General features: G+C 60.6%; 24 protein-coding genes. 12 read left to right on the top strand and 12 right to left on the bottom strand.

What is annotated here, in order from left to right; genetic code table 11:
* Positions 1–182: electron transfer flavoprotein subunit alpha/FixB family protein (locus V7747_RS08080; protein WP_335615531.1), on the top strand; the 182-nt coding region annotated here is incomplete at its 5' end.
* Positions 183–296: 114 nt separating this feature from the next.
* On the opposite strand, the gene V7747_RS08075 is transcribed toward V7747_RS08080, so the two are convergent.
* The gene (locus V7747_RS08075) at positions 297–2444 is read right to left on the bottom strand and encodes a methyl-accepting chemotaxis protein (protein WP_335615530.1); all 2148 of its coding nucleotides are present in this window, start codon (positions 2442–2444) and stop codon (positions 297–299) included.
* 201 nt (positions 2445–2645) lie between these two features.
* Entirely contained in the window at positions 2646–3665 is a 1020-nt protein-coding gene (locus tag V7747_RS08070) for a cyclase family protein (RefSeq protein ID WP_335615529.1), read from the bottom strand.
* Positions 3666–3854: 189 nt separating this feature from the next.
* Here V7747_RS08070 and V7747_RS08065 point away from each other — a divergent pair, with 189 nt between their 5' ends.
* Entirely contained in the window at positions 3855–4652 is a 798-nt protein-coding gene (locus V7747_RS08065; protein WP_335615528.1) for an undecaprenyl-diphosphate phosphatase, read from the top strand.
* A 12-nt stretch (positions 4653–4664) separates the two neighbouring features.
* On the opposite strand, the gene V7747_RS08060 is transcribed toward V7747_RS08065, so the two are convergent.
* Both V7747_RS08060 and V7747_RS08055 read right to left on the bottom strand, forming a co-directional pair.
* Entirely contained in the window at positions 4665–5342 is a 678-nt protein-coding gene (locus V7747_RS08060) for a cupin domain-containing protein (RefSeq protein ID WP_335615527.1), read from the bottom strand.
* The gene (locus V7747_RS08055; RefSeq protein WP_335615541.1) at positions 5342–7618 is read right to left on the bottom strand and encodes a putative bifunctional diguanylate cyclase/phosphodiesterase; all 2277 of its coding nucleotides are present in this window, start codon (positions 7616–7618) and stop codon (positions 5342–5344) included. The genes V7747_RS08060 and V7747_RS08055 overlap by 1 nt, the downstream gene beginning before the upstream one ends.
* Before the next feature lie 149 nt (positions 7619–7767).
* On the opposite strand from V7747_RS08055, the gene desA reads away from it, so the two are divergent.
* Both desA and V7747_RS08045 read left to right on the top strand, forming a co-directional pair.
* A complete protein-coding gene (gene desA, locus V7747_RS08050; RefSeq protein ID WP_335615526.1) occupies positions 7768–8952 on the top strand; it encodes a delta-9 fatty acid desaturase DesA in 1185 nt (394 codons plus the stop codon).
* Positions 8953–9051: 99 nt separating this feature from the next.
* Positions 9052–9942: a M23 family metallopeptidase gene (locus V7747_RS08045; RefSeq protein ID WP_335615525.1), complete on the top strand. Its 891-nt coding sequence runs from the start codon at positions 9052–9054 to the stop codon at positions 9940–9942.
* A gap of 83 nt (positions 9943–10025) precedes the next feature.
* Here the strand turns inward: V7747_RS08045 and rpmG are convergent, their stop codons facing one another.
* The 3 genes from rpmG to radC form a co-directional block, all read right to left on the bottom strand.
* Complete coding sequence (gene rpmG, locus V7747_RS08040; protein WP_092287248.1) at positions 10026–10181, bottom strand: 50S ribosomal protein L33; 156 nt, start codon at positions 10179–10181, stop codon at positions 10026–10028.
* 11 nt (positions 10182–10192) lie between these two features.
* A complete protein-coding gene (gene rpmB, locus V7747_RS08035; protein ID WP_092287246.1) occupies positions 10193–10429 on the bottom strand; it encodes a 50S ribosomal protein L28 in 237 nt (78 codons plus the stop codon).
* A 246-nt stretch (positions 10430–10675) separates the two neighbouring features.
* A complete protein-coding gene (gene radC, locus V7747_RS08030; protein ID WP_335615524.1) occupies positions 10676–11350 on the bottom strand; it encodes a RadC family protein in 675 nt (224 codons plus the stop codon).
* Positions 11351–11536: 186 nt separating this feature from the next.
* On the opposite strand from radC, the gene coaBC reads away from it, so the two are divergent.
* The 5 genes from coaBC (at position 11537) to V7747_RS08005 (ending at position 17181) form a co-directional block, all read left to right on the top strand.
* Complete coding sequence (gene coaBC / locus V7747_RS08025) at positions 11537–12763, top strand: bifunctional phosphopantothenoylcysteine decarboxylase/phosphopantothenate--cysteine ligase CoaBC (protein ID WP_335615523.1); 1227 nt, start codon at positions 11537–11539, stop codon at positions 12761–12763.
* Positions 12763–13218, top strand: coding sequence for a dUTP diphosphatase (gene dut / locus V7747_RS08020; RefSeq protein ID WP_335615522.1), 456 nt, complete (start codon positions 12763–12765; stop codon positions 13216–13218). Before coaBC ends, dut begins: the two co-directional genes overlap by 1 nt.
* A gap of 71 nt (positions 13219–13289) precedes the next feature.
* Positions 13290–15809, top strand: a complete 2520-nt coding sequence (locus tag V7747_RS08015) for a phosphomannomutase/phosphoglucomutase (protein ID WP_335615521.1) — start codon at positions 13290–13292, stop codon at positions 15807–15809.
* A 26-nt stretch (positions 15810–15835) separates the two neighbouring features.
* Positions 15836–16741, top strand: a complete 906-nt coding sequence (gene argB / locus V7747_RS08010) for an acetylglutamate kinase (RefSeq protein ID WP_335615520.1) — start codon at positions 15836–15838, stop codon at positions 16739–16741.
* Positions 16742–16743: 2 nt separating this feature from the next.
* Positions 16744–17181, top strand: coding sequence for an acyl-CoA thioesterase (locus tag V7747_RS08005; RefSeq protein WP_335615519.1), 438 nt, complete (start codon positions 16744–16746; stop codon positions 17179–17181).
* Positions 17182–17208: 27 nt separating this feature from the next.
* Here the strand turns inward: V7747_RS08005 and V7747_RS08000 are convergent, their stop codons facing one another.
* Together V7747_RS08000 and pyrE are read right to left on the bottom strand one after the other, a co-directional pair.
* The gene (locus V7747_RS08000) at positions 17209–17811 is read right to left on the bottom strand and encodes a DUF4124 domain-containing protein (protein WP_335615518.1); all 603 of its coding nucleotides are present in this window, start codon (positions 17809–17811) and stop codon (positions 17209–17211) included.
* 147 nt (positions 17812–17958) lie between these two features.
* Positions 17959–18603, bottom strand: a complete 645-nt coding sequence (pyrE, locus tag V7747_RS07995) for an orotate phosphoribosyltransferase (RefSeq protein WP_335615517.1) — start codon at positions 18601–18603, stop codon at positions 17959–17961.
* Positions 18604–18675: 72 nt separating this feature from the next.
* On the opposite strand from pyrE, the gene V7747_RS07990 reads away from it, so the two are divergent.
* Entirely contained in the window at positions 18676–19455 is a 780-nt protein-coding gene (locus tag V7747_RS07990) for an exodeoxyribonuclease III (RefSeq protein WP_092287228.1), read from the top strand.
* 67 nt (positions 19456–19522) lie between these two features.
* Here the strand turns inward: V7747_RS07990 and V7747_RS07985 are convergent, their stop codons facing one another.
* Both V7747_RS07985 and rph read right to left on the bottom strand, forming a co-directional pair.
* Positions 19523–19927, bottom strand: coding sequence for a DUF4870 domain-containing protein (locus V7747_RS07985; protein ID WP_335615516.1), 405 nt, complete (start codon positions 19925–19927; stop codon positions 19523–19525).
* 154 nt (positions 19928–20081) lie between these two features.
* A complete protein-coding gene (rph, locus tag V7747_RS07980; RefSeq protein ID WP_335615515.1) occupies positions 20082–20801 on the bottom strand; it encodes a ribonuclease PH in 720 nt (239 codons plus the stop codon).
* Positions 20802–20955: 154 nt separating this feature from the next.
* Between rph and V7747_RS07975 the strand changes: the two genes are divergently transcribed.
* Positions 20956–21822: a YicC/YloC family endoribonuclease gene (locus V7747_RS07975; RefSeq protein WP_335615514.1), complete on the top strand. Its 867-nt coding sequence runs from the start codon at positions 20956–20958 to the stop codon at positions 21820–21822.
* Positions 21823–21895: 73 nt separating this feature from the next.
* Here the strand turns inward: V7747_RS07975 and V7747_RS07970 are convergent, their stop codons facing one another.
* Positions 21896–22363 carry a nuclear transport factor 2 family protein gene (locus V7747_RS07970; RefSeq protein ID WP_335615513.1) on the bottom strand — a complete coding sequence of 156 codons (468 nt, stop codon included), beginning with the start codon at positions 22361–22363 and terminating at the stop codon, positions 21896–21898.
* A 156-nt stretch (positions 22364–22519) separates the two neighbouring features.
* Here V7747_RS07970 and V7747_RS07965 point away from each other — a divergent pair, with 156 nt between their 5' ends.
* On the top strand, positions 22520–22900 hold the full coding sequence (locus tag V7747_RS07965) for a winged helix-turn-helix transcriptional regulator (RefSeq protein WP_335615512.1): 381 nt from the start codon (positions 22520–22522) through the stop codon (positions 22898–22900).
* The last annotated feature ends 18 nt before the right edge of the window (positions 22901–22918 follow it).

The following is a 22918-nucleotide window of genomic DNA, read 5'->3' as shown; positions in this document are numbered from 1 at the left end:
CGCCGCAGCTGTACGTTGCGGTCGGCATCTCCGGCGCCATCCAGCATCTGGCGGGTATGAAGGATTCCAAGGTGATCGTTGCGATCAACAAGGATGAAGAAGCGCCGATCTTCCAGGTAGCGGATTACGGTCTGGTTGCAGACCTGTTTGAAGCGGTGCCTGAGCTGGAAGGCAAGCTTTAAGCCGCTGGCTTAACATCGCCGCACGCGCCACGCGGCAAGAAAAACCCCGGTCTCGCGAGAGCCGGGGTTTTTTCGTTTAGGGCAGTCCCTACTTTGCTTGCCGCTGCCGGCCGGCTAGCGGTCCGCGCTGACCTGAAAGCTGTCCGACAGCTGATGCAGACGCGAGGCGGTTTCCTTGACCTGACCCGAGCTGGTACGCAGCGCCTGGATCACCTGACTCATCGATTGTGTGGCCACGGCCACGTGTCCTGCCTGGCGGCCATGTTCCTTGCTATTGGTATCCATCACCGAGATCACTTCAAACAGTTCTTCCACCGTCTTGTGCAGCATGTCGTTGTCGTCTGATGCACTCGCGGCCTGCTGCAGCTGGTGATCCACATCGGCGACGCCTTTCTCCATCACGATGACGGTTTCGCGGGTAGCGTCACGGATCGTGGTAATACCCTGGCTGATCTCCTCGGCCGCCTTGGCGGTGCGAGAGGCCAGCGCACGCACCTCATCGGCCACTACAGCGAAGCCGCGACCGTGCTCGCCTGCCCGCGCCGCCTCAATTGCGGCATTGAGCGCCAGCAGGTTGGTCTGGCTGGTAATGTCGGTAATCAGCGAGACCATGCCGACAATGTCGCCGGTACGCTTGTCGAGCACCTGTACACTGGCCGCCGAGCTTTCGACGATGTCGCGGATCTTGCGCGTGCCGCTGGTGACCGTATCCAGCCTATCCCGCGCCGCCTCGACCACGCTGGCCATGTTGGCCTTCATCTGCGCGGCGGTTTCCGCGGCAGCCGTTACGGTTTGCAGCTGCGCCTCGATCATACTCAGCATCTGCTGGATATTGGTGGTCACCTCTTCGGCCGTATCGCTGGCCTGCTGATTGCGGCCCAGCATTTGCTCGCTGTTCTGCAGGGCGTGGCGGCTGGCCTGCTTGACGCGACCAACGATGGTATCGAGATTGTCGATGAAGCTGTTGATCCAGCGACCCAGCTCGCCGGTTTCATCCGGTACCAGGCGTGAGGTATCCATGCGCTGGCTGAGGTTGCCCTCACCCTCGGCGATATTGCGGATGATCTCGGTCATGCGCCCCAACCGCCGCGCCAGTGTGCGGGTTGCGCGGCGCCAGAACCAGAGTGCGGCCGCCGCGAGCACGCCCACGTGCGCCAGATGTTCTACCCAGCCCGTTAGCCCCGCGTAACTGAAACCGATCTGTGCAGCAAACACCAGCACCATCAACAGCATGAACTGTTTCATCAGGTCATAGCTGAGCGAACGATAGCGATAGACCTCTTCAAGATCCGCCTCGCACATCATGCCCCAGCGATCCGGGGAGCCCGGCAGGTTGAAGGTCACGCCCTTGCCGATCACCGGAATATGGCGGTAGTCGGAGTAGCCCGGATACTTCACATACAGGTTTTCACCCTTGCGAATGGTTTCGCGCACCCCCGGATGCAGCTCGCCGGTCGCCGGATCGGTAAAGCGCACTTCGAACTCGGTGTGCTCGCGCACGCTGACCGCTCCCCAGCGAGTGGCGATGCCGCTCTTGAGATTATCACCATGACTGAAGGTGCTGTCCTCGAAGCGCGAGCGTGAGAGGGCGCGACCTGGCTCGATGGACGGGTTGAACCGCGACTCGACCATGAAGATGTAGTTGTCGCCGGATTCCTGATAAATATGCCCTGCTTCGCGTTGAATCAGGTCACCCAGCACATCGTTGGGAATCCGCGCGCAGAGACACCCCAGCAACGCGCCGTCGGCATCGTGCAATGGCAGGTAGAACATCAAGGTTACGGCGTCGTGAAAGCTGGACGTGGATGGGCCCAGAGTCTGGGTGCGCGGGTCGACGTAAGGGCCGTGCAGAAAACGGTGCTGCAGGCCAGCCCGAATGGCCTGGGCATCCATCACCAGACCACTGATCTGGCCGGCACTACTGGCACGCACCAGACCATTTTCATCCAGCAGCAGGAGTTCGGAGGCATCCGGCAGTTTGCTGCGCAGTCCCTGCAGCTGGTCCTGGGTGACCCCGGTGAGATCGGCGCCCAGGCTGTGGCCGATGCTCTGTAGCGCATTCCACTGGTTCTCACACCACTGCTGGAGCAAGCGCACTCGCGTGGCCGCCAGGCTGTTGAAGATCGACTCCAACTGCCCGTAGCGGTTGTTGTTGACCCAGCAGGCCCAGCCCATGGTGAGCTTGCCGGTGGCGGCCGTCCAGGGCAGCCAGCCGCGCTCGGCGGCTGACAGGTTCATTTCATCGCTACGTAAAGACGCCATGGCCGTAACCTCTAAAATCACTTGGATAAAGAGGCATTAGCAAGATATGCACCACCACGACACACAAAACAACATTAAAGTGCCATTAGTCGAATTTCAGAGACCTGCAGAACCGCAACCGGCAGATGGCCGACGCCGACGATGCGTGGCCCATGCAGGATTTTGCATCGCGACGCACCACTAAGGTGCACCGCATTAGCGTTAGACCAGTGCAACCGGTGAGACTGGCGAACCCACTGCCCCGGGCAGGCGCAGTGGCGGTGCCGTGAGCAGAAATCGCGAGCGCCCGGTTGCGCGCAGATAGCGTGCCAATTCGCTCAGGTACCACAACTCGCCCAGATGGATACCTAGCTTGAACAGGCAGTGCTCATGTAATGGCAGCGCAGCACAGCAGCCCTCTCCTGCGCGTGCGGGATAAGCTTCCACCGCGTAATTGTCGGCAATCAGCACACTCAGCCCACTATCGGTGATCCATTGCAGCAACGCCGGGTCGCGGCCATCCAGCACGGCGCAGCTGGTCTCCAGCCGCTGCGCATCGGGGTTACCCCGCATCTCCAGAATCAGGTCGGCAAAACCGGTGTAGAGGCACACCATGTCGCCTGGCTCGATTTCGATACCGTCGGCAGCGCAGATGGCCATCAGCCGGGCGTGATCGACCAGCACCCGTTCGCGGCCACAATGACGCTCAAGATCTATCAGCACCGCCCGCCCGCTGACCGCTGTGGCCGCCATCTTCTCGATACCCAGGCGCGTCGCCTTCACCCCCTCGAGCGCATCGTCGTGGCCGGCCGGGCCCTGCACATGCTCACCGGCACGCCAACCGTTGTAATAAAGCGGCTCGGCCACGCCGTCCCCATCAGCGTCAAAGCGACCGCCGACATGCGACAAGGCATCCCATTGCGTGGAGTACTGGGTATACAGCAGCACAGCATCATCGCTGACCACATCGGTAAATGCAGGATTCAGGCGGTTCAGCTCAAAGTTGTAGTTGAGCTTGCCTTCGCGTCCGGAGGTAAAGAAGCGCGGCGGATGGCGAAAGCGATTGAGTGCATTGCCGCCCGGCATGTCCAGCGGCAGGCTGAGGCAGAAGCTGCGGCCTTCACGTACTTCGGCCACACCCTGCATTACCTTCTCCGGGGTCAGCAGGTTGAGCCTGCCGAGCTCATCATCCGCGCCAAAGTCGCCCCAATTGGAGCCTTGCGGTCGATTTTTCCAGCGCATCGGGTGCCTCCTGTTGTTGTTCTGTAAAGGCTACCTTGCCATGCGGTAGCGAGGCTCGGCAGCCCGGCGTCTCGTGAATCAGTTCGCGTGTTGTTCTGCCATAAGCCACAGCGTGCCCGCGGGGCTCGCGCTGCAGCGCGCGGCATGCTTTACTTGCGCCTGATTTTTTTCAGGAGCTTTGGCCCGATTATGGATTGGCTACAAGTTGTTGTTCTGGCGATCGTTCAGGGCATTACCGAGTTTCTTCCCGTTTCCAGCTCTGCCCACCTGATCCTGGTGCCGGTCCTGACCGACTGGCCGGACCAGGGCCTGGCTTTTGATGTGGCCCTGCACCTGGGCAGTCTTTCGGCGGTGCTGATCTACTTCCGGCGCGACATCTTCGGCATGACGGTCAGTTGGGGCCGCTCGCTGAAAACCCGCCAGCTGGATGCCGATGCCAAGCTGGCCTGGGCGGTCATTCTGGGCACCATTCCCGTCGGGTTGGCTGGCCTGCTGCTCAAGGACACGGTGGAAACCGTGTTGCGCTCGCCAATTTACCTGGCGATCGGCCTGATCGTCTTTGGTCTAGTGCTGAGCTGGGCCGATTGGCGCCACAGGGGTGAGCGCAGCGAGTATCAGATGAACTGGAAGGATGTGTTGCTGATCGGCTGTGCCCAGGCGCTGGCGCTGTTTCCCGGCACCTCGCGCTCGGGCATTACCATGACCGCAGCATTGATGCTGGGCCTGAGCCGCGAAGCCTCGGCACGCTTCTCGTTCCTGCTGTCGATTCCGGTTATCGTGCTGGCCTGCGGCCTGGAGACCCTCGAGCTGATCAAGGCACAGGTCCCGATCGATGTCGCCGCCATGGTCGGTGGTGTGGTGCTCTCCGGTATCAGCGCCTACCTTTGCATTCACTACTTCCTGGCTTTCATCAAACGCATCGGCATGCAGCCCTTTGTGATTTATCGCATCGTGCTGGGTATCGCCCTGCTGTGGATTTTCCTCTAGGCCGACGAGGCGTCAGAAACGCAGCGCACCCAGCTTGAGCAACACCAGGCTGGGCTCGCTCGCACAGAATATCCGCTGACCCAACGCCCGATCACGCAGCCAGCTGTACTGTACTAACGGCTGTGCTGCACCGCTACCATCCTGCTCACTCAAGCTGCCATGCAGCACCAGCAGCTCGCCGCTGGCTTGCGACGGCACACCCAGCCGCACCCCGCTATCGCACTCAAGCAGCGGCGTCTGTTCCTGCGCATGGGCGTGCAGTAGGCTTTGCCGCTGCACAGGCGATGTTGCCTGCCAGCACAACTGCTCGGGTAGCAGCCGCAGTGTCTGCAGATCTGTCGCGGCAAACTGGTTGAGCTTCACAAACAACAGGCAACCGGCCGCCGAATAGGGTGCATGGCGACTCCCCGCCGGACTGCGCAGATAACTGCCTACGGGGTAGTCTCCGCTGTCGTCACTGAACACGCCGGACAACACCAGGATTTCTTCCCCCTTGGGGTGCAGATGCGCCGGGAAGCGCGCACCGGGCAGGTACTCCACCAAGCTGGTTACCTGGCCGCTTTCCGGCGCCTCGCGCTCCAGCGGCCAGCGCCGCACTGGCGCTTGGGGGGCAGTCTGCCATTGCTGATCGTCGGGGCGCACACAGACCGCTTGCTCACGCGCCATATTGAGCGCTGTAAAGGCCACCATCAGGCCGGCCCCGCCGCCAATAGCCGCTCAACCTCGGCGGCGGGCAGCGGCGCGTTGTACAGGTAGCCTTGCCCGGTGTCGCAGCCAAACTCGCGCAACAACGCCTCCTGCGCTGCGGTCTCGATGCCTTCGGCGGTAATGGTTAGCTGCAGACTCTTGCCCAGCGCAATAATAGCGCGCGCCATGGCACTGTCGCTGCCACTGCCCGGCAGATCACTGATAAAGCCGCGGTCGATTTTCAGCTTGTTGACCGGCATGCGCTTGAGTCGCAGCAGCGACGAGTAACCCGTCCCGAAATCGTCAATCGCCAAGCGCACCCCCAGCTCGGCCAGGCGATCCAGCAACAGCTCGCTCTGATCGCCGTGCTGCATGACCTCGTCCTCGGTGACTTCCAGTTCCAGGTGCGAGGCATTCAGACCGCATTGGGTCAGAGCCGCACGCACGCTACTAACTACATCACCGCGCTCCATCCAGTAGCCCGACATGTTGACTGCCATCGAGCGCAGCGGATAGCCCGCATCCAGCCAGAGCCGCATCTGTCGGCAAGCCTGATGCAGCACGAACTCATCAATGTCGCCCATCAGGCCTGCATGCCGTGCGACCGGCAGAAACTCGTTGGGAGGGATCACGCCCTGTTCCGGATGCTGCCAGCGCACCAGCGCCTCCAGACCGGCCCATTGGCCGCTGCGCAGATCCTTCTGCAACTGATAAAAGACGCGCAGCTGGCCGCGCTGAAGCGCCAAGTGCAGGTCGCTTTCAAGGCTCATTCGCCGCCGCGCCTGCTCGGTCAGCGCCTGGGTGTAGAAAGCGTAGTTGTTACGGCCACGCTGCTTGGCCAGAGTCACGGCAGAATCGGCATTCTTCAGCAGATCGGCGCCATCTTGGCCGTCATCCGGAAACAGGCTCAGACCCAGGCTGGCAGTCATATGCACCAACTGCCCTTCCAACTGGAAGGGCTCAGACAGGGCATGCTGAATGCGCTCCGCCAGCCGGCTCAGCTCCTCCATTGCGGCACGCCGCTCGACCAGAATGACAAATTCGTCACCGCCGAGCCTAGCCAAGGTGTCGCCTTCCTCGCAGAGGTGCTCCATGCGCTGCGCGGCGGTCAACAGCAACTGGTCGCCCAGACTGTGCCCCAGACTGTCGTTGACGCCCTTGAAGCGGTCCAGATCGACAAACACCAGTCCCAGGCGTTGCTGCTGGCGACGTGCACGGCTTACCGCGGTGGTCAGGCGCTCGGTTATCAGCAAGCGGTTGGGCAGCTTGGTCAGCGGATCATGGTGGGCCAGGTAATCGATTTCTTCCTGACTGCGCTTGATCAGGCTCATATCGGCAAACACTGCGACGTAGTGCGTCAACTGGCCGAGGTGATCGGTCACCGCAATAATGTTCTGCCACTGTGGATAGACCTCGCCATCCTTGCGTCGATTCCAGATTTCACCTGACCAGCGGCCGGTCGCCTTGATCTGCTGCCACATATGCTTGTAAAAGGCCTTGTCATGACGGCCCGAGGCAAGCAGCGCCGGCTGCCGCCCAATGACCTCCTCGGCGCGGTAACCGGTGATCGCGCAGAAAGCCTTGTTGACGTCGCTGATCTTCTGCTCGGCATCGCAGATCAGCATGCCCTCGCTGGTACAGTCGAACATGGCACTGGCCTGACGCAATCGCTGCTCACGCTCGACCCGCTCAGTCACGTCACGCAGGACCCCTGTCAGACGCACCGCCCGCCCCTGCGCATTGCGGACCGCACGGCCGCTGGCCTGAACCCAACAATGGCCGCCGGTGGCCAGGCGCAAACGGTAGGTCCGATCAACCCGCTCGGTTTCCCCGCGCAGGTGGCTCACCAACGCCGCACGGGTAACCTGCTGATCGGCATCCGCGAGCTGGTTGCGCCAAAGCGTCTGCATATCCACTGTCACGCCGTCGGGCAGACAAAGAATTTCCCGCGAACGGGCCGACAGATAAAGCGAGTCTGACTGCAGGTCCCAGTCCCACAGGCCGTCGTTGGCGCCATCCAACGCCAGTGACAGGCGCTCACCGCTCTGGCGTAGCGCGTCCTCCTGCTGTCTGCGCTTGCTCAGCTGGTAGCGCGCAGAGAAGAACAATAGCGTTGAGGTCACCAGCACAAAGGCCACGCCCTTGCTGGTCTGTAGTGCCTGCTGGGTGCTGGCATCCAATCCCAGCCCCACCAGCAGATAGTCGCTGAAGAGTATCCACACAGTGGCGAGGATGAGGTATTTGAAGGTGATGAACGCGGCGCTGGCGGTCGAGTTCATAGTCACGTTTGCGTGTCTGGCATAAACATTTGGCAACTATAGCAGGGCGGATCAGGCGACCCGCGGTCATGTTAATTGACGATTTCTTGGTCCATAATCGGCCGGACAGGCCTTTTCGCCTGCCCATTCTAGCGAGGTAATGCAGCTCTATGTGGTACAACGGCTTACTAAACCCATCCGGCTGGCAGGTATTGGCCGTGATTCTGGTTCTGACGCACATTACCATTGTCAGCGTCACCGTCTACCTGCACCGTTATTCCGCTCACCGGGCGCTCGAACTGCACCCGGCGCTTAAACACTTTTTCCGGTTCTGGTTGTGGCTCACCACCAGCATGAACACCCGCGAGTGGACCGCTATCCACCGCAAGCATCACGCCAAGTGCGAAACCCCGGACGATCCACACAGCCCCGTGCACAAGGGCCTGAGCACGGTATTGCGCAAAGGCGCAGAGCTCTACATGGAAGAGGCGAAGAACGAAGAAACCCTGCGCATCTACGGCAAGAATTGCCCGGATGACTGGATTGAACGCAACCTCTATAGCCGCTTCCCGATTGCCGGCGTGACGCTGATGGCGCTGATTGATCTAGCGCTGTTCGGCGTGCTCGGCATGACCGTATGGGCGATCCAGATGATCTGGATTCCGGTCTTTGCTGCCGGCGTTATCAATGGCCTGGGCCATGCTCTGGGCTATCGCAACTTCGAGTGCCGCGACGCCGCCACCAATATTTCTCCTTGGGGCATCCTGATCGGCGGCGAAGAGCTGCACAACAATCACCACACCTATCCCAACTCCGCCAAGCTTTCAGTAAAGAAGTGGGAGTTCGACATGGGCTGGATGTGGATTCGCCTGTTCAGCCTCCTGGGCCTGGCCTCAGTGCGCCGCACCGCCCCCATTGCGCATCAGGTTGCCGGCAAGCAGACGCTGGACATGGATACCGCCATGGCCATCCTCAACAACCGCTTCCAGATCATGGCGCAGTACCGCAAACTGGTGATCAAGCCGCTGGTGCGCCAGGAAATCCAGAAGGTAGACGAGTCCGTCCGCCACCTGTTCAGGCGCGCCAAACGCTTGCTCAGCCGCGAGACCAGCCTGCTGGATGACAAGCACCAAGCGCGGATCGATACCATGCTGACACACAGCCAGGCACTCAAGGTGATCTACGAGAAACGTCTGGCGCTGCAACAGATCTGGGGCCGCACCAGTGCCAATGGTCACGATATGCTGCAGGCACTGAAAGACTGGTGCCAACAGGCCGAGGAAAGCGGCATCAAGGCGCTGCAGGACTTTGCCGGCTCACTGCGCACCTACTCCCTGCAACCCAGCGCAGCCTGAGACAGGCGCTGAATACGGCTCGTCATGGGCCGTGTTCAGCGCTAGACTGAAAGCATAAGCGCCCAATAACACCTGCCAATAATTCAAAGGTAGCAACGGATGCGTGCCTTACTGCTCCTTCTCCCCCTGCTTGTCAGCCCCTGCGTGATGGCTGGCAGCATCTACAAGTACACCGATGCCAACGGTGTGACGACCTATACCGACAAAAAAACGGCGGGCGCTGAAGTCATCGTGTTTCGTGATGCCATGGTCGAGAACGTCGATCGTCAGGTTTACGTGACCAAGCGCAGTCACGCCGGCGGCGAAACCCTGATTGTGCATAACGATCTGTATGCCCCGGTCGAGATCAAACTCAGCATCAGCAACGCGCAAAACGTGACCGGCGTGCCGCGCGAGCCGATTACCTGGATCATGCAGCCGCGCCAGGAGCTGCGCATGGTGACCCTGCAGCCTACTGGCACCGGCGCCGTGCAGTACGATTACAAGCTGGAACATGCTCTGGGCGATCCGCGCGCCGAGCAATCACTGACCTATTACCCGCTGCCCTGGCGTGGCGGCCCCTTCCGGCTGACCCAGGGCCCCGGCGGGCGCTATAGCCATACCGGTATCAAGGGGCGCTATGCGATGGATATCGCCATGCCCGAAGGCACACCCATCGTCGCTGCCCGCAGCGGTATGGTTATCAAGACCGAGAACAGCCAGAGCGGCCGCGGCACCAATCCCTCCGGCAACTTCGTCAGGCTGCTGCATGACGACGGCACCATGAGCGTGTACCTGCACCTCAAACGCGGCTCGGTGCGGGTGACCGAAGGTCAGCGCATCAGCACTGGTCAACTGTTGGCTCTGTCCGGCAACACCGGCAACAGCACCGGCCCGCACCTGCACTTTGTGGTGCAGAAGAACGTGGGCCTGCAAACCGTGTCGATCCCCTTCGAGTTTGCCCAGCCGGTCGATGGCCTGCCCAACTTTGCCGTGGGCGGCGAACCCTGAGCACGGTGTAGCGCTCTCAAACCGCAATCGATAGGCAACAAAAAACCCGCACAAGGCGGGTTTTTTGTCAGTCAGCGTCGATCTTATTTGATCTTGGCTTCCTTGTAAGGCACGTGCTTGCGTACAACCGGATCGAACTTCTTGATTTCGATCTTATCGGGAGTAGTACGCTTGTTCTTGTCGGTAGTGTAGAAGTGACCAGTACCGGCAGTAGAAACCAAACGAATCAATTCACGCATGGAACTGCTCCTTAAACTTTTTCGCCGCGGGCGCGGATTTCGTTCAACACTACGTCGATGCCACGCTTGTCGATGATACGCATGCCCTTGGCAGATGTGCGCAGACGGACGAAACGTTTTTCCGACTCAACCCAGAAGCGATGGTGCTGCAGGTTAGGCAGAAAACGACGCTTGGTTTTGTTGTTAGCGTGGGAAACATTGTTCCCAGTCACTGGACCTTTACCGGTCACCTGACATACTCGAGACATGGTTAACCCTCTCCAACCAATTGCCCAACCCAAACTGGTTGGAAGCCATAAAAGAATCTGTTGTCCAGCCGGGGCAAGTGGAATTAACCAGCCTGCAAATACTGCAAAAACAGGCGCAGCCCCGAGAAGAGCGGAGCTTTATACCAAAAACAGGCAGACCAAGCAACGATTATTCACGCCGCGGGCAGACGAGCGGTCAACCAGCAGCGCTCGATTTTCCCTGGCGCCGGACCGCAACCACCCGACTCACAGCAGCCCGCGCTCGGCAAAAGACACTGGATCTCCATCGCCGACAATCAGGTGATCAAGCACCCGAATATCCAACAGCCCCAGGCTCTCCTTCAAGCGCCGCGTGAGCTGAAGATCCGACTGGCTGGGCTCGGCCACACCAGAGGGATGATTATGGGTCAGAATCAGCGCCGCGGCATTGTGCGCCAGGGCGCGCTTGATCACTTCGCGCGGATACACGCTGGCGCTGTCGAGCGTGCCCCGAAACAGCTCCTCGAAGGCAATCACCCGATGCTGGTTATCCAGAAACAAACACGCGAACACTTCATGCGGCAGCGCCATCAGCCGGCTTTTCAGAAACTGTCTTACCGCCCCTGGCGAGGTCAGAGCGCTGCCCCGCTTGAGGTCTTCGAAAAGGTGCCGCCGCCCCATCTCGAGCACCGCCTGCAGCTGCGCGTACTTGGCCGGCCCCAGGCCGGCATGCCCGCTGAACTCACGCAAATCAGCCTGTAGCAAACCGCGTAGGCTGCCAAATCCGCTGAGCAGATCACGCGCCAGATCCACCGCACTGCGCCCAGGCAACCCCGTGCGCAAGAAGATTGCCAATAGCTCAGCGTCCGACAGCGCCGCTGCCCCCTGCGCCAGCAGCTTTTCCCGCGGCCGCTCTGCCAGCGGCCAATCCGTTATCGCCATTTATACAGCTCCCTGGCTGTCCCTCGCGTACTTCCCTGCCGCGCATGATCAAATCCGGCTCGCGCGCTACAGGCCACCGCTGCAAAGCAGCGGCAGCAGGGTCACGCGGAACCAGCCCTGTGCTATCGTAGCGAGCATTTACTGTGCGCCCCAGGGGCAACGGCGCAGCATGAGGGGAAGTTCACAATGCAGACGTTGATCAACAAGCAGGTGGTACTGGGCGTCAGTGGCGGCATCGCCGCCTATAAAAGCGCCGAGCTGATTCGCCGTTTGCGCGATGCGGGCGCCGAGGTGCGCGTAGTCATGACCCAGGCTGCGCGCGAGTTCATTACCCCGCTGACACTGCAGGCACTATCGGGCCACCCGGTCCACGGCGACCTGCTCGACCCCGAAGCCGAGGCCGCCATGGGGCATATCGAACTGGCGCGCTGGGCCGATCTGGTGCTGATAGCCCCGGCTACCGCCGATCTCATGGCGCGTCTCGCGCAGGGCCGTGGCGATGACCTGCTCACCACCTTGGTGCTGGCTACCGACGCACCCATCGCACTGGCGCCGGCCATGAATCAGGCCATGTGGCGCGACGCCGCCACCCAAGGCAATCTCGAACTGCTACTCGCGCGCGGCGTCAAGGTGTTCGGTCCCGGCAGCGGTGGTCAGGCCTGTGGCGATGTTGGGCCAGGGCGTATGCTCGAACCTACCGATATCGCCGCCCGCGCCGCCGAGTGTTTCCAGCGTGGCAGTCTCAGCGGCAAGCACGTGTTGATCAACGCTGGTCCGACTCGCGAAGCCATCGACCCGGTGCGCTATATCTCCAACTACAGCTCCGGCAAGATGGGCTTTGCCCTCGCCGAGGCAGCCATCGAGGCCGGCGCCCGAGTCACTCTGGTGGCCGGTCCGGTCAACCTGGCGACGCCAGCGCGAGTAACCCGTATTGATGTGGTCAGTGCCGAGGACATGCTCGCTGCCTGCGAGGCCGCCCTGCCGGCCGATCTGTTTATTGCCTCCGCCGCCGTCGCGGACTACCGCCCAGCCAGCTGCGCCGAGCAGAAGTTAAAAAAAGCTCCAGGCAGCGACGACGGCATGACGCTCACCCTGGTACGCAATCCCGACATTCTCGCCACCCTGGCGGCGCACCCCCAGCGCCCCTGGACAGTCGGCTTCGCCGCCGAAACCCATGACCTGATGGCCTACGCCGCTGACAAGCTGCAGCGCAAGAATCTGGACTTGATCATCGCCAATGATGTCAGCCAGAGCGGGATCGGCTTTAATAGTGAAGACAATGCCGTCACCCTGATCGATCGCGCACTGAACAGCAGCGCGCTACCCCGCGCCAGCAAAACCAAGCTGGCACGCGAGATCATTGCCCGCATCGCCGCGCTGATGGCGACGGCCAACAACCATAAGGAAGCCTGATGCACGCGCTGCAAGCCAAAGTACTCGACCCCCGTCTTGGCGCTGAATGGCCGCTACCGGCCTACGCCACCACCGGCTCGGCCGGCCTTGATTTGCGCGCCATGCTGCAGGAACCTTTGCAGCTGCAACCGGGTGAAACCCACCTGTTGCCAACCGGCTTGGCAATCCATATTGCCGACCCCGGTTTGGCAGCGATGATTTTGCCGCGCTCCGGCATGGGCCATAAGCACGGTATCGTGCTGGGCAATCTGGTGGGCCTGATCGATTCCGATTACCAGGGCCAGTTGATGGTCTCCTGCTGGAATCGCAGCGCCAACGCTTTCACCATCAACCCGGGTGAGCGCATCGCCCAGCTGCTACTGGTGCCAGTTTTGCAAGCGAGATTCGAGATCGTTGAGGAGTTCGACGACAGCCAGCGTGGCAGCGGCGGCTTCGGTCACACCGGAAGCCAGTGAACCCGCGGGGCGGCCGCACGCTGTAGCTCGACCATGTAGTTCCACGATATCGCAGGGAGGCAGGGACCATAATGAAAATGAAAAAAACCGATGCCAAGGCAGGACTACCCAACACCGCCATTCCGCTCGGCATGGCGATGGCCGGCGTTGCCGCCGGTGCAGCCATGCTATGGCTGGCACTGACCGGCTTTACCGGGCAACGCAACGAAGAGCTGGTCCAGAGCTATGCCAGCCAACAGCTCGCCGGCTTGAACCAGAGCATGCAACAACTGCAGGCCGACCTTGCCCAACTGGCGAGCAACCCGCAGCTGCAGGTTGCACTCAATCAGGGCGGCAGCGCGACCATAGACCGCCTGCTGCGCTATCAGCTGACCGACACCCTGGCCATGTATACCGCCGCCCCCGGCGAAGCCGAGCTGGTGCGCAACGACGCCGCACCGCTGAGTTTTGCCGCGCTGGACATGATTCGCCGTGCCGAGCGCGGCCTGCCCGTACCGCTGGAGGCCCACAAAGTCGACGGCGCTTGGCGCCTGTATGGCGTTAAGCCTCTGCGTGCGTCGGAGAAAGCGCCCATCGGCGGCACCCTGACCGGCGTCTTCCAGCTAGAGCGCGTTCTGAACGGTCTGCCAACACTGGGCGAGGACGTTGGCGAGGTGCGGCTGGTGCAGCATTTTCCGGGCGCGCCCGAGCAGGAGCTGTTCAAGCGCGGCAACGGCGAGGGAGCCGTGGTACGCCTAACCAGTAGCAACCCCACCTGGCACATCGAGTTTCGGGCCGGACCGAGTCTGTCCTACACTAGCGCCGACCCGCTGTTGCTGATAGGCGCCGCCCTACTGGCCCTGCTCGGCGGACTGTTTGGCATGCTCTGGCTGCAGCGCAGCTGGATACAGAGCCTGCGAACCGATACCCATACCCTGACCCAGCTGACGCTGGGGCACAAAGCTGCAGGCCTGTTACTGAGCCCTCTGGAGCCGCTGGCGCAGAACATCATGCAGCTGGTCAAGCGCTCGGGCCAGACGCTCGGCGCCTCGCCCCAACGCGACGACATTCCCGCCTCCCAGGCCATGTCTGAGAAAGCATCCGCCAAGGCCGCAGACAACCTCACCGACCCGCTGTTTCAGGGCGCGGAGATTCTCGACATCGATATTCTCGATGAAGGCGACCCCTTTGCCATGAGTGACGCTGGCGACCCGGCCACACCTGCGGCACCAGCGATTCCCAGCCTGCCGGCTGAAATTTTCCGAGCCTATGATATTCGCGGCGTGGTGGGTAAAAGCCTGACTGAAGAGTACGTCTACTGGCTGGGACGTAGTATCGGCAGCGCCTCAATTGAGGCGGGCGAACCACGCGTGATGGTCGCCCGCGATGGCCGCCTGTCCGGCCCAGCGCTGAGCGAACAGCTGATCAAGGGCCTGATGGAAAGCGGTTGCGCGGTAACCGACCTGGGCATGGTACCCACACCCGCGCTGTACTTTGCCACCCATACCACCGGCGCCACCTCCGGCGTTATGCTCACCGGCAGCCACAATCCGCCGGCCTATAACGGCTTGAAGATCGTGGTCGCAGGCCAGACACTGTCCGGCGACCAGATCAGTGCGCTAAACACCCGTCTGCGTGACAACCAGCTACAGACCGGCAGCGGCAGCCGCGAACAACGCGACATTCTGGCCGACTACCGGCAGTACATCCTTGACGACGTGGTCATGGCCCGGCCGCTGAAGGTGGTTGTTGATTGCGGCAACGGCGTGGGCGGCGTAATCGCGCAAAGCCTGCTGGAAGGAATAGGTTGCGAGGTCATCCCGCTGTACTGCGAGGTCGATGGCCTGTTCCCCAACCATCACCCTGACCCCGGCAAGCCGGAAAATTTGGTGGAGCTGATCAACACGGTCAAACGCGAGCATGCCGACCTGGGCGTCGCCTTCGATGGGGATGCGGACCGACTCGGCTTCGTTACCAACAGCGGTGAAATGATCTACCCCGACCGCCTGCTGATGCTGTTCGCCGAGGATATTGTGACTCGCCATCCCGGCGCAGACATCATTTTTGACGTCAAATGCACGCGCCAGTTGCCGGCGCTGATCAACCGCGCCGGTGGACGTCCGGTGATGTGGAAGTCCGGTCACTCGCTGATCAAGGCAAAAATGAAAGAAACCGGCGCCCTGCTCGGCGGCGAAATGAGCGGCCACGTCTTCTTCAAGGAGCGCTGGTTCGGTTTTGATGACGGCCTGTACAGCGCCTGCCGCCTATTGGAAATTCTGTCGATGCAATCAGAGTCAGCGAGCGCCTTGATGAGTCGCTACCCCGCCGGCCTGAGCACCCCGGAGATCAACCTCACAGTGGGCGAGACGCAGAAGTTTGCGATCATCAAGGCCCTGGGCCAGCAGGCCGACTGGGGCGATGGCAAGGTCACCACGCTGGACGGCATTCGTGTCGACTTCCCGACCAGTTGGGGCCTGATCCGCGCCTCCAATACCACGCCAGTGCTGGTGCTGCGCTTTGAAGCCGAGCAGCCCGAGGAGCTGGAGCGTGTACAGCAACTATTCCGGGAGCAACTGAAGGCCGCAGCTCCCGAGGTTAACATTACATTCTGACCGATTTCAGGAGAGAGCAAACCACCATGTTGAATCGCGACGCAGCCGTACAGGTTTCCAAGGTACTGACCGAGGCGCTGCCCTACATACAGCGCTTTACCGGCAAGACCATCGTCATCAAGTACGGCGGAAACGCGATGGAGAGCGATGAGCTAAAAAACAGCTTCGCCCGCGACATCGTGCTGATGAAAACCGTTGGCATCAATCCGGTGGTGGTGCACGGCGGCGGGCCGCAGATCGGCGACCTGTTGGCGCGTCTGAATATCGAGAGCCACTTCATCGAAGGCATGCGCGTGACCGACACCCAGACCATGGACGTGGTCGAGATGGTGCTTGGCGGCCAGGTAAACAAGGACATCGTCAATCTGATCAACCAGCATGGCGGCAGCGCGATTGGCCTGACCGGCAAAGACGCCGGCCTGATCAAGGCTCGTCAGTTGAAAGTCACCCGCAACACCCCCGGCATGGACAAGCCGGAAATCATCGACATCGGACATGTAGGTGAGGTGGTAGAAATCAACACCAAACTGATCAACCGCCTGGTCTCCGATGACTACATCCCGGTCATCGCGCCCATTGGCGTCGGCGCTGATGGCGCCTCCTACAACATCAATGCCGACCTGGTGGCAGGCAAGGTGGCCGAAGCCCTGCAGGCAGAAAAGCTCATGCTGCTGACCAATATCGCCGGCCTGATGGACAAGTCGGGCAAGGTGCTGACCGGGCTCAGCACCGCACAGGTAGACGAGCTGATCGCCGACGGCACCATTTACGGCGGCATGCTGCCAAAAATTCGCTGCGCGCTGGATGCGGTGCAGGGCGGCGTCAGCAGTGCCATCATCGTCGACGGCCGGGTACCCAACGCCGTGTTGCTCGAAGTCTTCACCGATACCGGTGTGGGCACCCTGATCACCAACAAGCAACCGGACGCCTGAGCATGCAGCAGAGCGATTTCCGTTTCAGCTGCCCGCTGCGCGTCCGTTGGTCCGAGGCTGACCTGCAGGGTATTGTGTTCAACGGTCACTACCTGAACTACGCCGATGTCGGCGTCACCGAGTACTACCGTGAGCTGAACGCGGCCAACCCTGGCCGCGATGACCTGTCGGGCAACGAGTTCTTTGCGGTGAAAACCCTGTTGGAGTATCGCGCCCCGGCATTGTTCGACGATCTGCTCGACATCCGGCTGCGCGTCTCGCGCCTGGGCAACAGCAGCATGGCTTTCAGCGTGGGGATCTTTCGCCAGGAGACCTTGCTGGTCGAAGGCGAAATCGTCTATGTGCGTGCCGATCAGCAGACGCGGCGACCGCTGCCGATTCCGGCCAGTTTCAAGGACGCCATTCGGCAGTTTGAGCAGATAATGCCGGCCGAGGCCTAACCCCGGAACGTAGCGTCCGGCGGGGCGCTACTCGTCATCGAGCAGGAAATTGAGCCGCTCGCGCTGCTGCTCGAAGTCGCCGTAGGTTTCAGCAATTTCCTGCCGTTTTCGTCCGATCAGGCGTTGCAGGCGTGCGGTCTCCGAGTCCACCGCTGCAAGCTCGGCCAGTACATCAGGGTCAACCGCCCGACCGGCTCGCTCGGCCTGGGCAGCGCGACGCTGCAGCTCCTCTCGCTCACTCTGAAGATCTTCGATACTGGCCTTGGAGGCGGTGATTTGATTTTCGATCTGCTGTATCTGCCGGCTTTGAGCTCGCTCCAGATCAGCGGTGCTGCTGTACAGACGCAACAGATTGGCATCGGCCGTGTCTTGCGCCTTCTGCGCTTCCAGCGCCGCCCGATTGGCTTCGCGCTCCGCCGCCGTGGGCGCCGCCGGTACGACGAGTTTCACTCGCCCCTGGGAGTCCAGCACCTCATATCCACGACTGATGAACTGCGGCGGTACGCGGCTATCCAGCACGGTCACACCCTTGTCGTCGATATAGCGATAGAGGTCGGCGCTGGCCATACCGGATCCGAAGACCGCTAGCAGCAATAGCGTCCAATCCATTATCCGTTTAAATGCAGGCACATCCTCGTCCTCTGCTTCGGGTTACGCAGCCTTGCGGGCTGTCTTATGGCCAATTGGCATTATATCGGCAAGAGGCAGGCGAAGATTAACCTGATCGCCTGCCCTTTTGCACCTGTGGCCCGAAGCAAGTACGCCCAGATGGCAGAATCAGATGCCGTATTCGGCGCGATAAGCCTCTACCGCGGGCAGGTGCTCCTGCAATTCCGGATCTTCGGCGATGAAACTCATCACCTGCTTGAGTGAGACGATGCTGATTACCGGAATGCCGAAGTCACGCTCCACTTCCTGAATCGCAGACAACGCCCCCTGGCCACGCTCCTGACGATCCAACGCGATCATCACGGCCGCCGGTGTTGCACCCTGCGCTTGAATGATCTGCATCACTTCGCGCACTGCGGTGCCAGCAGTGATTACATCGTCAATGATCAATACGCGACCTTCCAGCGGCGCGCCGACCAGCGTGCCTCCCTCACCGTGATCCTTGGCTTCTTTACGATTGAAGCAGTAAGGCAGGTCGCGGTCAAAGCTGTCGGCCAGCGCCACCGCGGTAACGGCTGCCAGCGGGATGCCTTTGTAGGCGGGGCCGAAGATCACATCAACGTCGCTGAGCTTGCTGTGCACCAGCGCCTGGGCATAAAAACGCCCCAGCCGGCCGAGCGCGCCGCCGCTGTTGAATAGCCCGGCATTGAAAAAATAAGGGCTGACGCGCCCTGACTTGAGGGTGAACTCACCGAAGCGCAACACCTTGCGATCCAGTGCAAATCGAATGAATTCCCGCTGATATTCGTGCATCTACACCCTCTTCGTTAACAAAAGTCAATCAAGCTCGGTTATCATACACCCACGTTTTTTGGGGGGCCATGCATGCGAATTATCAGTCTCAACGTCAATGGAGTGAAGGCCGCAGCCGAACGCGGCCTGTTTGACTGGTTGCGCACGCAGGATGCGGACGTCATCTGTCTGCAGGACATTCGCGTTACCGCCCCCGAGCTGGAGCAGGACCCTTACTGGATCGACGGCTACTGGCAATACTGTTTTGAAGCCGAAGTAGCCAACCAGGGCGGTGTGGCCATTTACACCCGCATCGCACCCAAGGCCATCATCATGGGTTTGGGTTTCGAGTCCGCCGACCGCTACGGCCGCTTCATGCAGGCCGACTTCGACAAGGTCAGCATCGGGTCACTGCTGCTGCCCTCGGGGCGTGATGGCGACGCTGACCTTAACCAGAAATTCAAGTTCATGGATGACTTTGCCGGCTACCTGAACAAACAGCGGCGCAAGCGGCGCGAGTTCATTTACTGCGGCTCCCTCTACGTTGCCCACCTCAAGCTGGACGTGAAGAACTGGCGCGACTGCCAGAACGAGCCGGGGTTCATGGCGCCGGAGCGCGCCTGGATGGATGAGATCTACGGCAACATGGGCTACGTTGACGCTGTGCGTGAGGTCACCCGCGAGTCCGAGCTATACAGCTGGTGGCCCAACAGCGAGCAGGCCGAGAACCTGAACCTGGGTCTGCGCTTTGATTACCAGTTCCTGACACCCGGCCTGCGCCGCTTCGTCAAACAGGCGAAAATCCCGCGCAATGCACGCTTTTCGCAGCACGCTCCGGTGATTGTCGATTACGACTGGACGTTATCGATCTAACCTGAACCCTACTAGCGTTTAGAGCCACCGGCACCCAGCCGCGCGGTGCCGGCAATCTGAGCCTTGTCTACTTGATCAGGCGCCAGCAGAACGGATAGCGATAAGCCGTTCCCTCGTTCGACTTGATGGCCGCGATAATCATCAGCACCACAGCGCCGATCGCGACAATCCAGACCAGGAACAGACCAATCACCACCACCATCAGAATAAAGCTGAGCAGCAGCAACAGCGACACCGTGATCTGGAAATTCAGCGATTCCTTGCCCTGATCATCAATAAACGGGTCTTCGTCCTTCTTCAATTGCCAGACAATCAATGGGCCAATCAGGTTGCCAAAGGGAATCACGCAGCCGAGAAAGCCGGCCAGATGGGCGATCAAGGCCCATTGCCGGGCCTGTGGGCCAGGCGTACCCGGTGCAGGTGGGGGTGTAGCCTCAGGCGGGGTACTGGGTGGAACGTTGGTCTCAGTCATTTGGCGCTCTCCGTGGCAAGTCGACATGGAACACCCGGAGAGTTGTAGCAAAGTTTACTGAGCTTGGGTATCAGCACCGCGCCGGACTGTAACGCCAGACACAAAAAAGGCAGGCCATTGGCCTGCCTCTCTCGCGCAGAAAGCAGCTAAACACTCAGTCTTTCAGTGCTTCCAGCTGCAGTGCAAACAGCTCCTCGGTGCCCTTGCGCGCCAGCGCCAGCATGGCATTAAGGTCTTCCGGGCTAAACGGCGCCGCCTCGGCGGTACCCTGCACCTCGATGAAACCGCCCTTGTCGGTCATCACTACGTTGAGGTCGGTGTCAGCGGCAGAGTCTTCCGGGTAGTCCAGATCCAGTACCGGTACACCCTGGTAGATACCGACCGAGATGGCCGCGATCATCTGCACCTCGGGCACCTTCTTGATAGCCCCACGCGCCTTCATCGCCCGCAGCGCATCAACCAGTGCCACACAGGCACCGGTAATGGAAGCCGTACGCGTGCCGCCGTCCGCCTGAATCACATCGCAGTCGATATACAGGGTGTTCTCACCCAGCGTTTTCAGATCAACTGCCGCGCGCAACGCGCGACCGATCAGACGCTGAATCTCCAGCGTACGACCGCCCTGCTTGCCACGGCTGGCTTCACGCTGCATGCGCGAACCGGTCGAACGCGGCAGCATGCCGTACTCGGCGGTTACCCAACCCTGGCCAGAGCCACGCAGAAAACGCGGCACGCCGGCTTCGACACTGACCGTACAGATGACCTTGGTATCGCCAAACTCGACCAAGACCGAGCCTTCCGCGTGTTTGGTGTAATGGCGAGTCAGGGTTACCTGACGCATTTGGTCAGCGGCGCGTTCACTGGGACGTTTCATAGCGGAATCCTTGTACTGCAGTGTGTAAAGTCGGCGGAGTATAGCAGGCTGCGGGCCAGGCCCGCCGCCAACCTGACCACCTGCTTAACCTTAACGACGCCAAGCGGCTACAATGCGCCTTTGCCGTCCGCATCAGCCAGCTCAGAGGAATCCCATGGTTAACAGCATGACCGCCTTCGCCCGCAGCGAACTCAGTACTGATCAGGGTAACCTCGCCTGGGAGATCCGCTCGGTCAATCATCGCTACCTGGAAGTCACCCTGCGCCTGCCCGAAGCCTTCCGCGAACTGGAGGGCCCGCTGCGTGAGCGCCTGCGCAAGCAGCTGGCCCGCGGCAAGGTAGAATGCACCCTGCGCTTCAACGCCAGCGACGACGCCAACCAGAGCCTGACCCTCAACCAGCCGCTGGTCGAGCAGCTCGCCAAGGCTGCCGAGCAGATTGCTGACCAACTGGCGAATCCCGCAGCGGTCAATCCGCTGGAGCTGCTGGCCTGGCCCGGCGTACTCAGTGGTCAGGAGCGCGATCAAGCAGCACTGGTGAAAACTGCGCGCGAGCTGTTCGAACCCGCCCTCAGCGAACTCAAGGCGCACCGCGCCCGCGAAGGTGCCGAGCTCAAACTGTTGATTGAAGAACGCCTGGCCAGCATCAGCGACCGCACTGCTCTTCTGCGCGAGATGATGCCCACCCTGCTCAGCGCCCATCGGCAAAAGCTGATCGACCGCTTCAACGAAGCCAAGCTGGAACTGGACAGCACCCGTGTTGAGCAGGAAATCGTCATGCTGGCGCAGAAGATCGACGTTGCCGAAGAACTCGACCGCCTCGACACCCACGTGGTCGAAACCCGCCGCGTGCTGGACAGCAAGGACGCCATCGGCCGCCGCCTGGATTTTCTGATGCAGGAGTTCAACCGCGAAGCCAACACCCTCGGCTCCAAGGCGATCGATACCCGCAGCACCCAGGCGGCAGTGGATCTGAAGGTGTTTATCGAGCAGATGCGCGAGCAAATCCAGAATATCGAATGATTAATCGACTGAAATGCCAGTATCAAAACCTTGCTACCGGCCGGTGATCTGCCCGCTAGCAAGGTAAGGCACCTCAGAACATGCTGTTGCTGTTAGCCGCCTCTGCCGGCACCGGCTGAATCACATCCCAATGCTCGACAATCTTTCCGTCTTGAACCCGGAAGATATCCACTACCGCATCACCACGATCCTGCTCTCCATTGGTGGAATGCACGTGCAGCCAAACCACATCGCCGTCAGTGGCGCTGCGTACAATTTTGCTGCGGTAATCGGGGTTTTCAACGAAATATTCCGCAAAATAGCCGACAAAAGGCGCTTTCACGTCTGGTACGTCAGGGTTGTGCTGTATGTAATCGTCGGCAACCACCTGGCTGCTGGTTTCGGTTTCATGATTGTTAAAGAACTGGTTGTAGAAATTGACGACCAGGGCTTTATTAGCCTCTTCGGCTGCCAGGTTGCGCTCAGCCGGTTGGGCGTAGGTAGACAGCGGGGCGAGCAAAGCCAGCAGCGCCAGACCAGAAGACCGGGTGGGGATTTTCATGTGTCGCTTCCTTGAGTGTGTTTTTCGCACTTGGTCTACTTACTAGACCAATGAAGGCAATCTAAGGCACTATGCAGATCAGCACAAGAGGTCAGGCGGGCCTGACACAGTCACACCAAGCTGACCTTTGGGCGCTTGATAACTCGGGAAACCACCATGCTTACAAATGACGACGGCAGCTTTATCTTTGAGCAGCCCTGCCCTATCCGCGACGTACTGGATCGCATAGGCGATCAGTGGAGCCTACTGATTCTTGAAGCATTGGAGCCAGGAACGCTGCGCTTTAATGCCTTGATGCGGGAAATTGGCGACATTTCGCGGCAGATGCTTTCACGCACACTCAAGCAGCTGGAGCAGGATGGGTTCGTCACGCGCCAGCTCTACCCTGAAGTACCGCCACGGGTTGAGTACACGCTAACACCGCTGGGGCATTCATTTTTGCAGCCGATGAAACAGCTGATAGGTTGGGCCGATAGCCACCACCGCGAAATAGTCGAGTCGCGTGTCCGCTATCAGGAAAAGAGCGCTCAGGACTGAGCGCTCATGGCTGGTGAG

It is taken from the genome of Halopseudomonas sp. (genome assembly GCF_036960865.1).
GTDB lineage: Bacteria > Pseudomonadota > Gammaproteobacteria > Pseudomonadales > Pseudomonadaceae > Halopseudomonas.
This window is presented reverse-complemented; position numbering and strand designations above follow the sequence as displayed.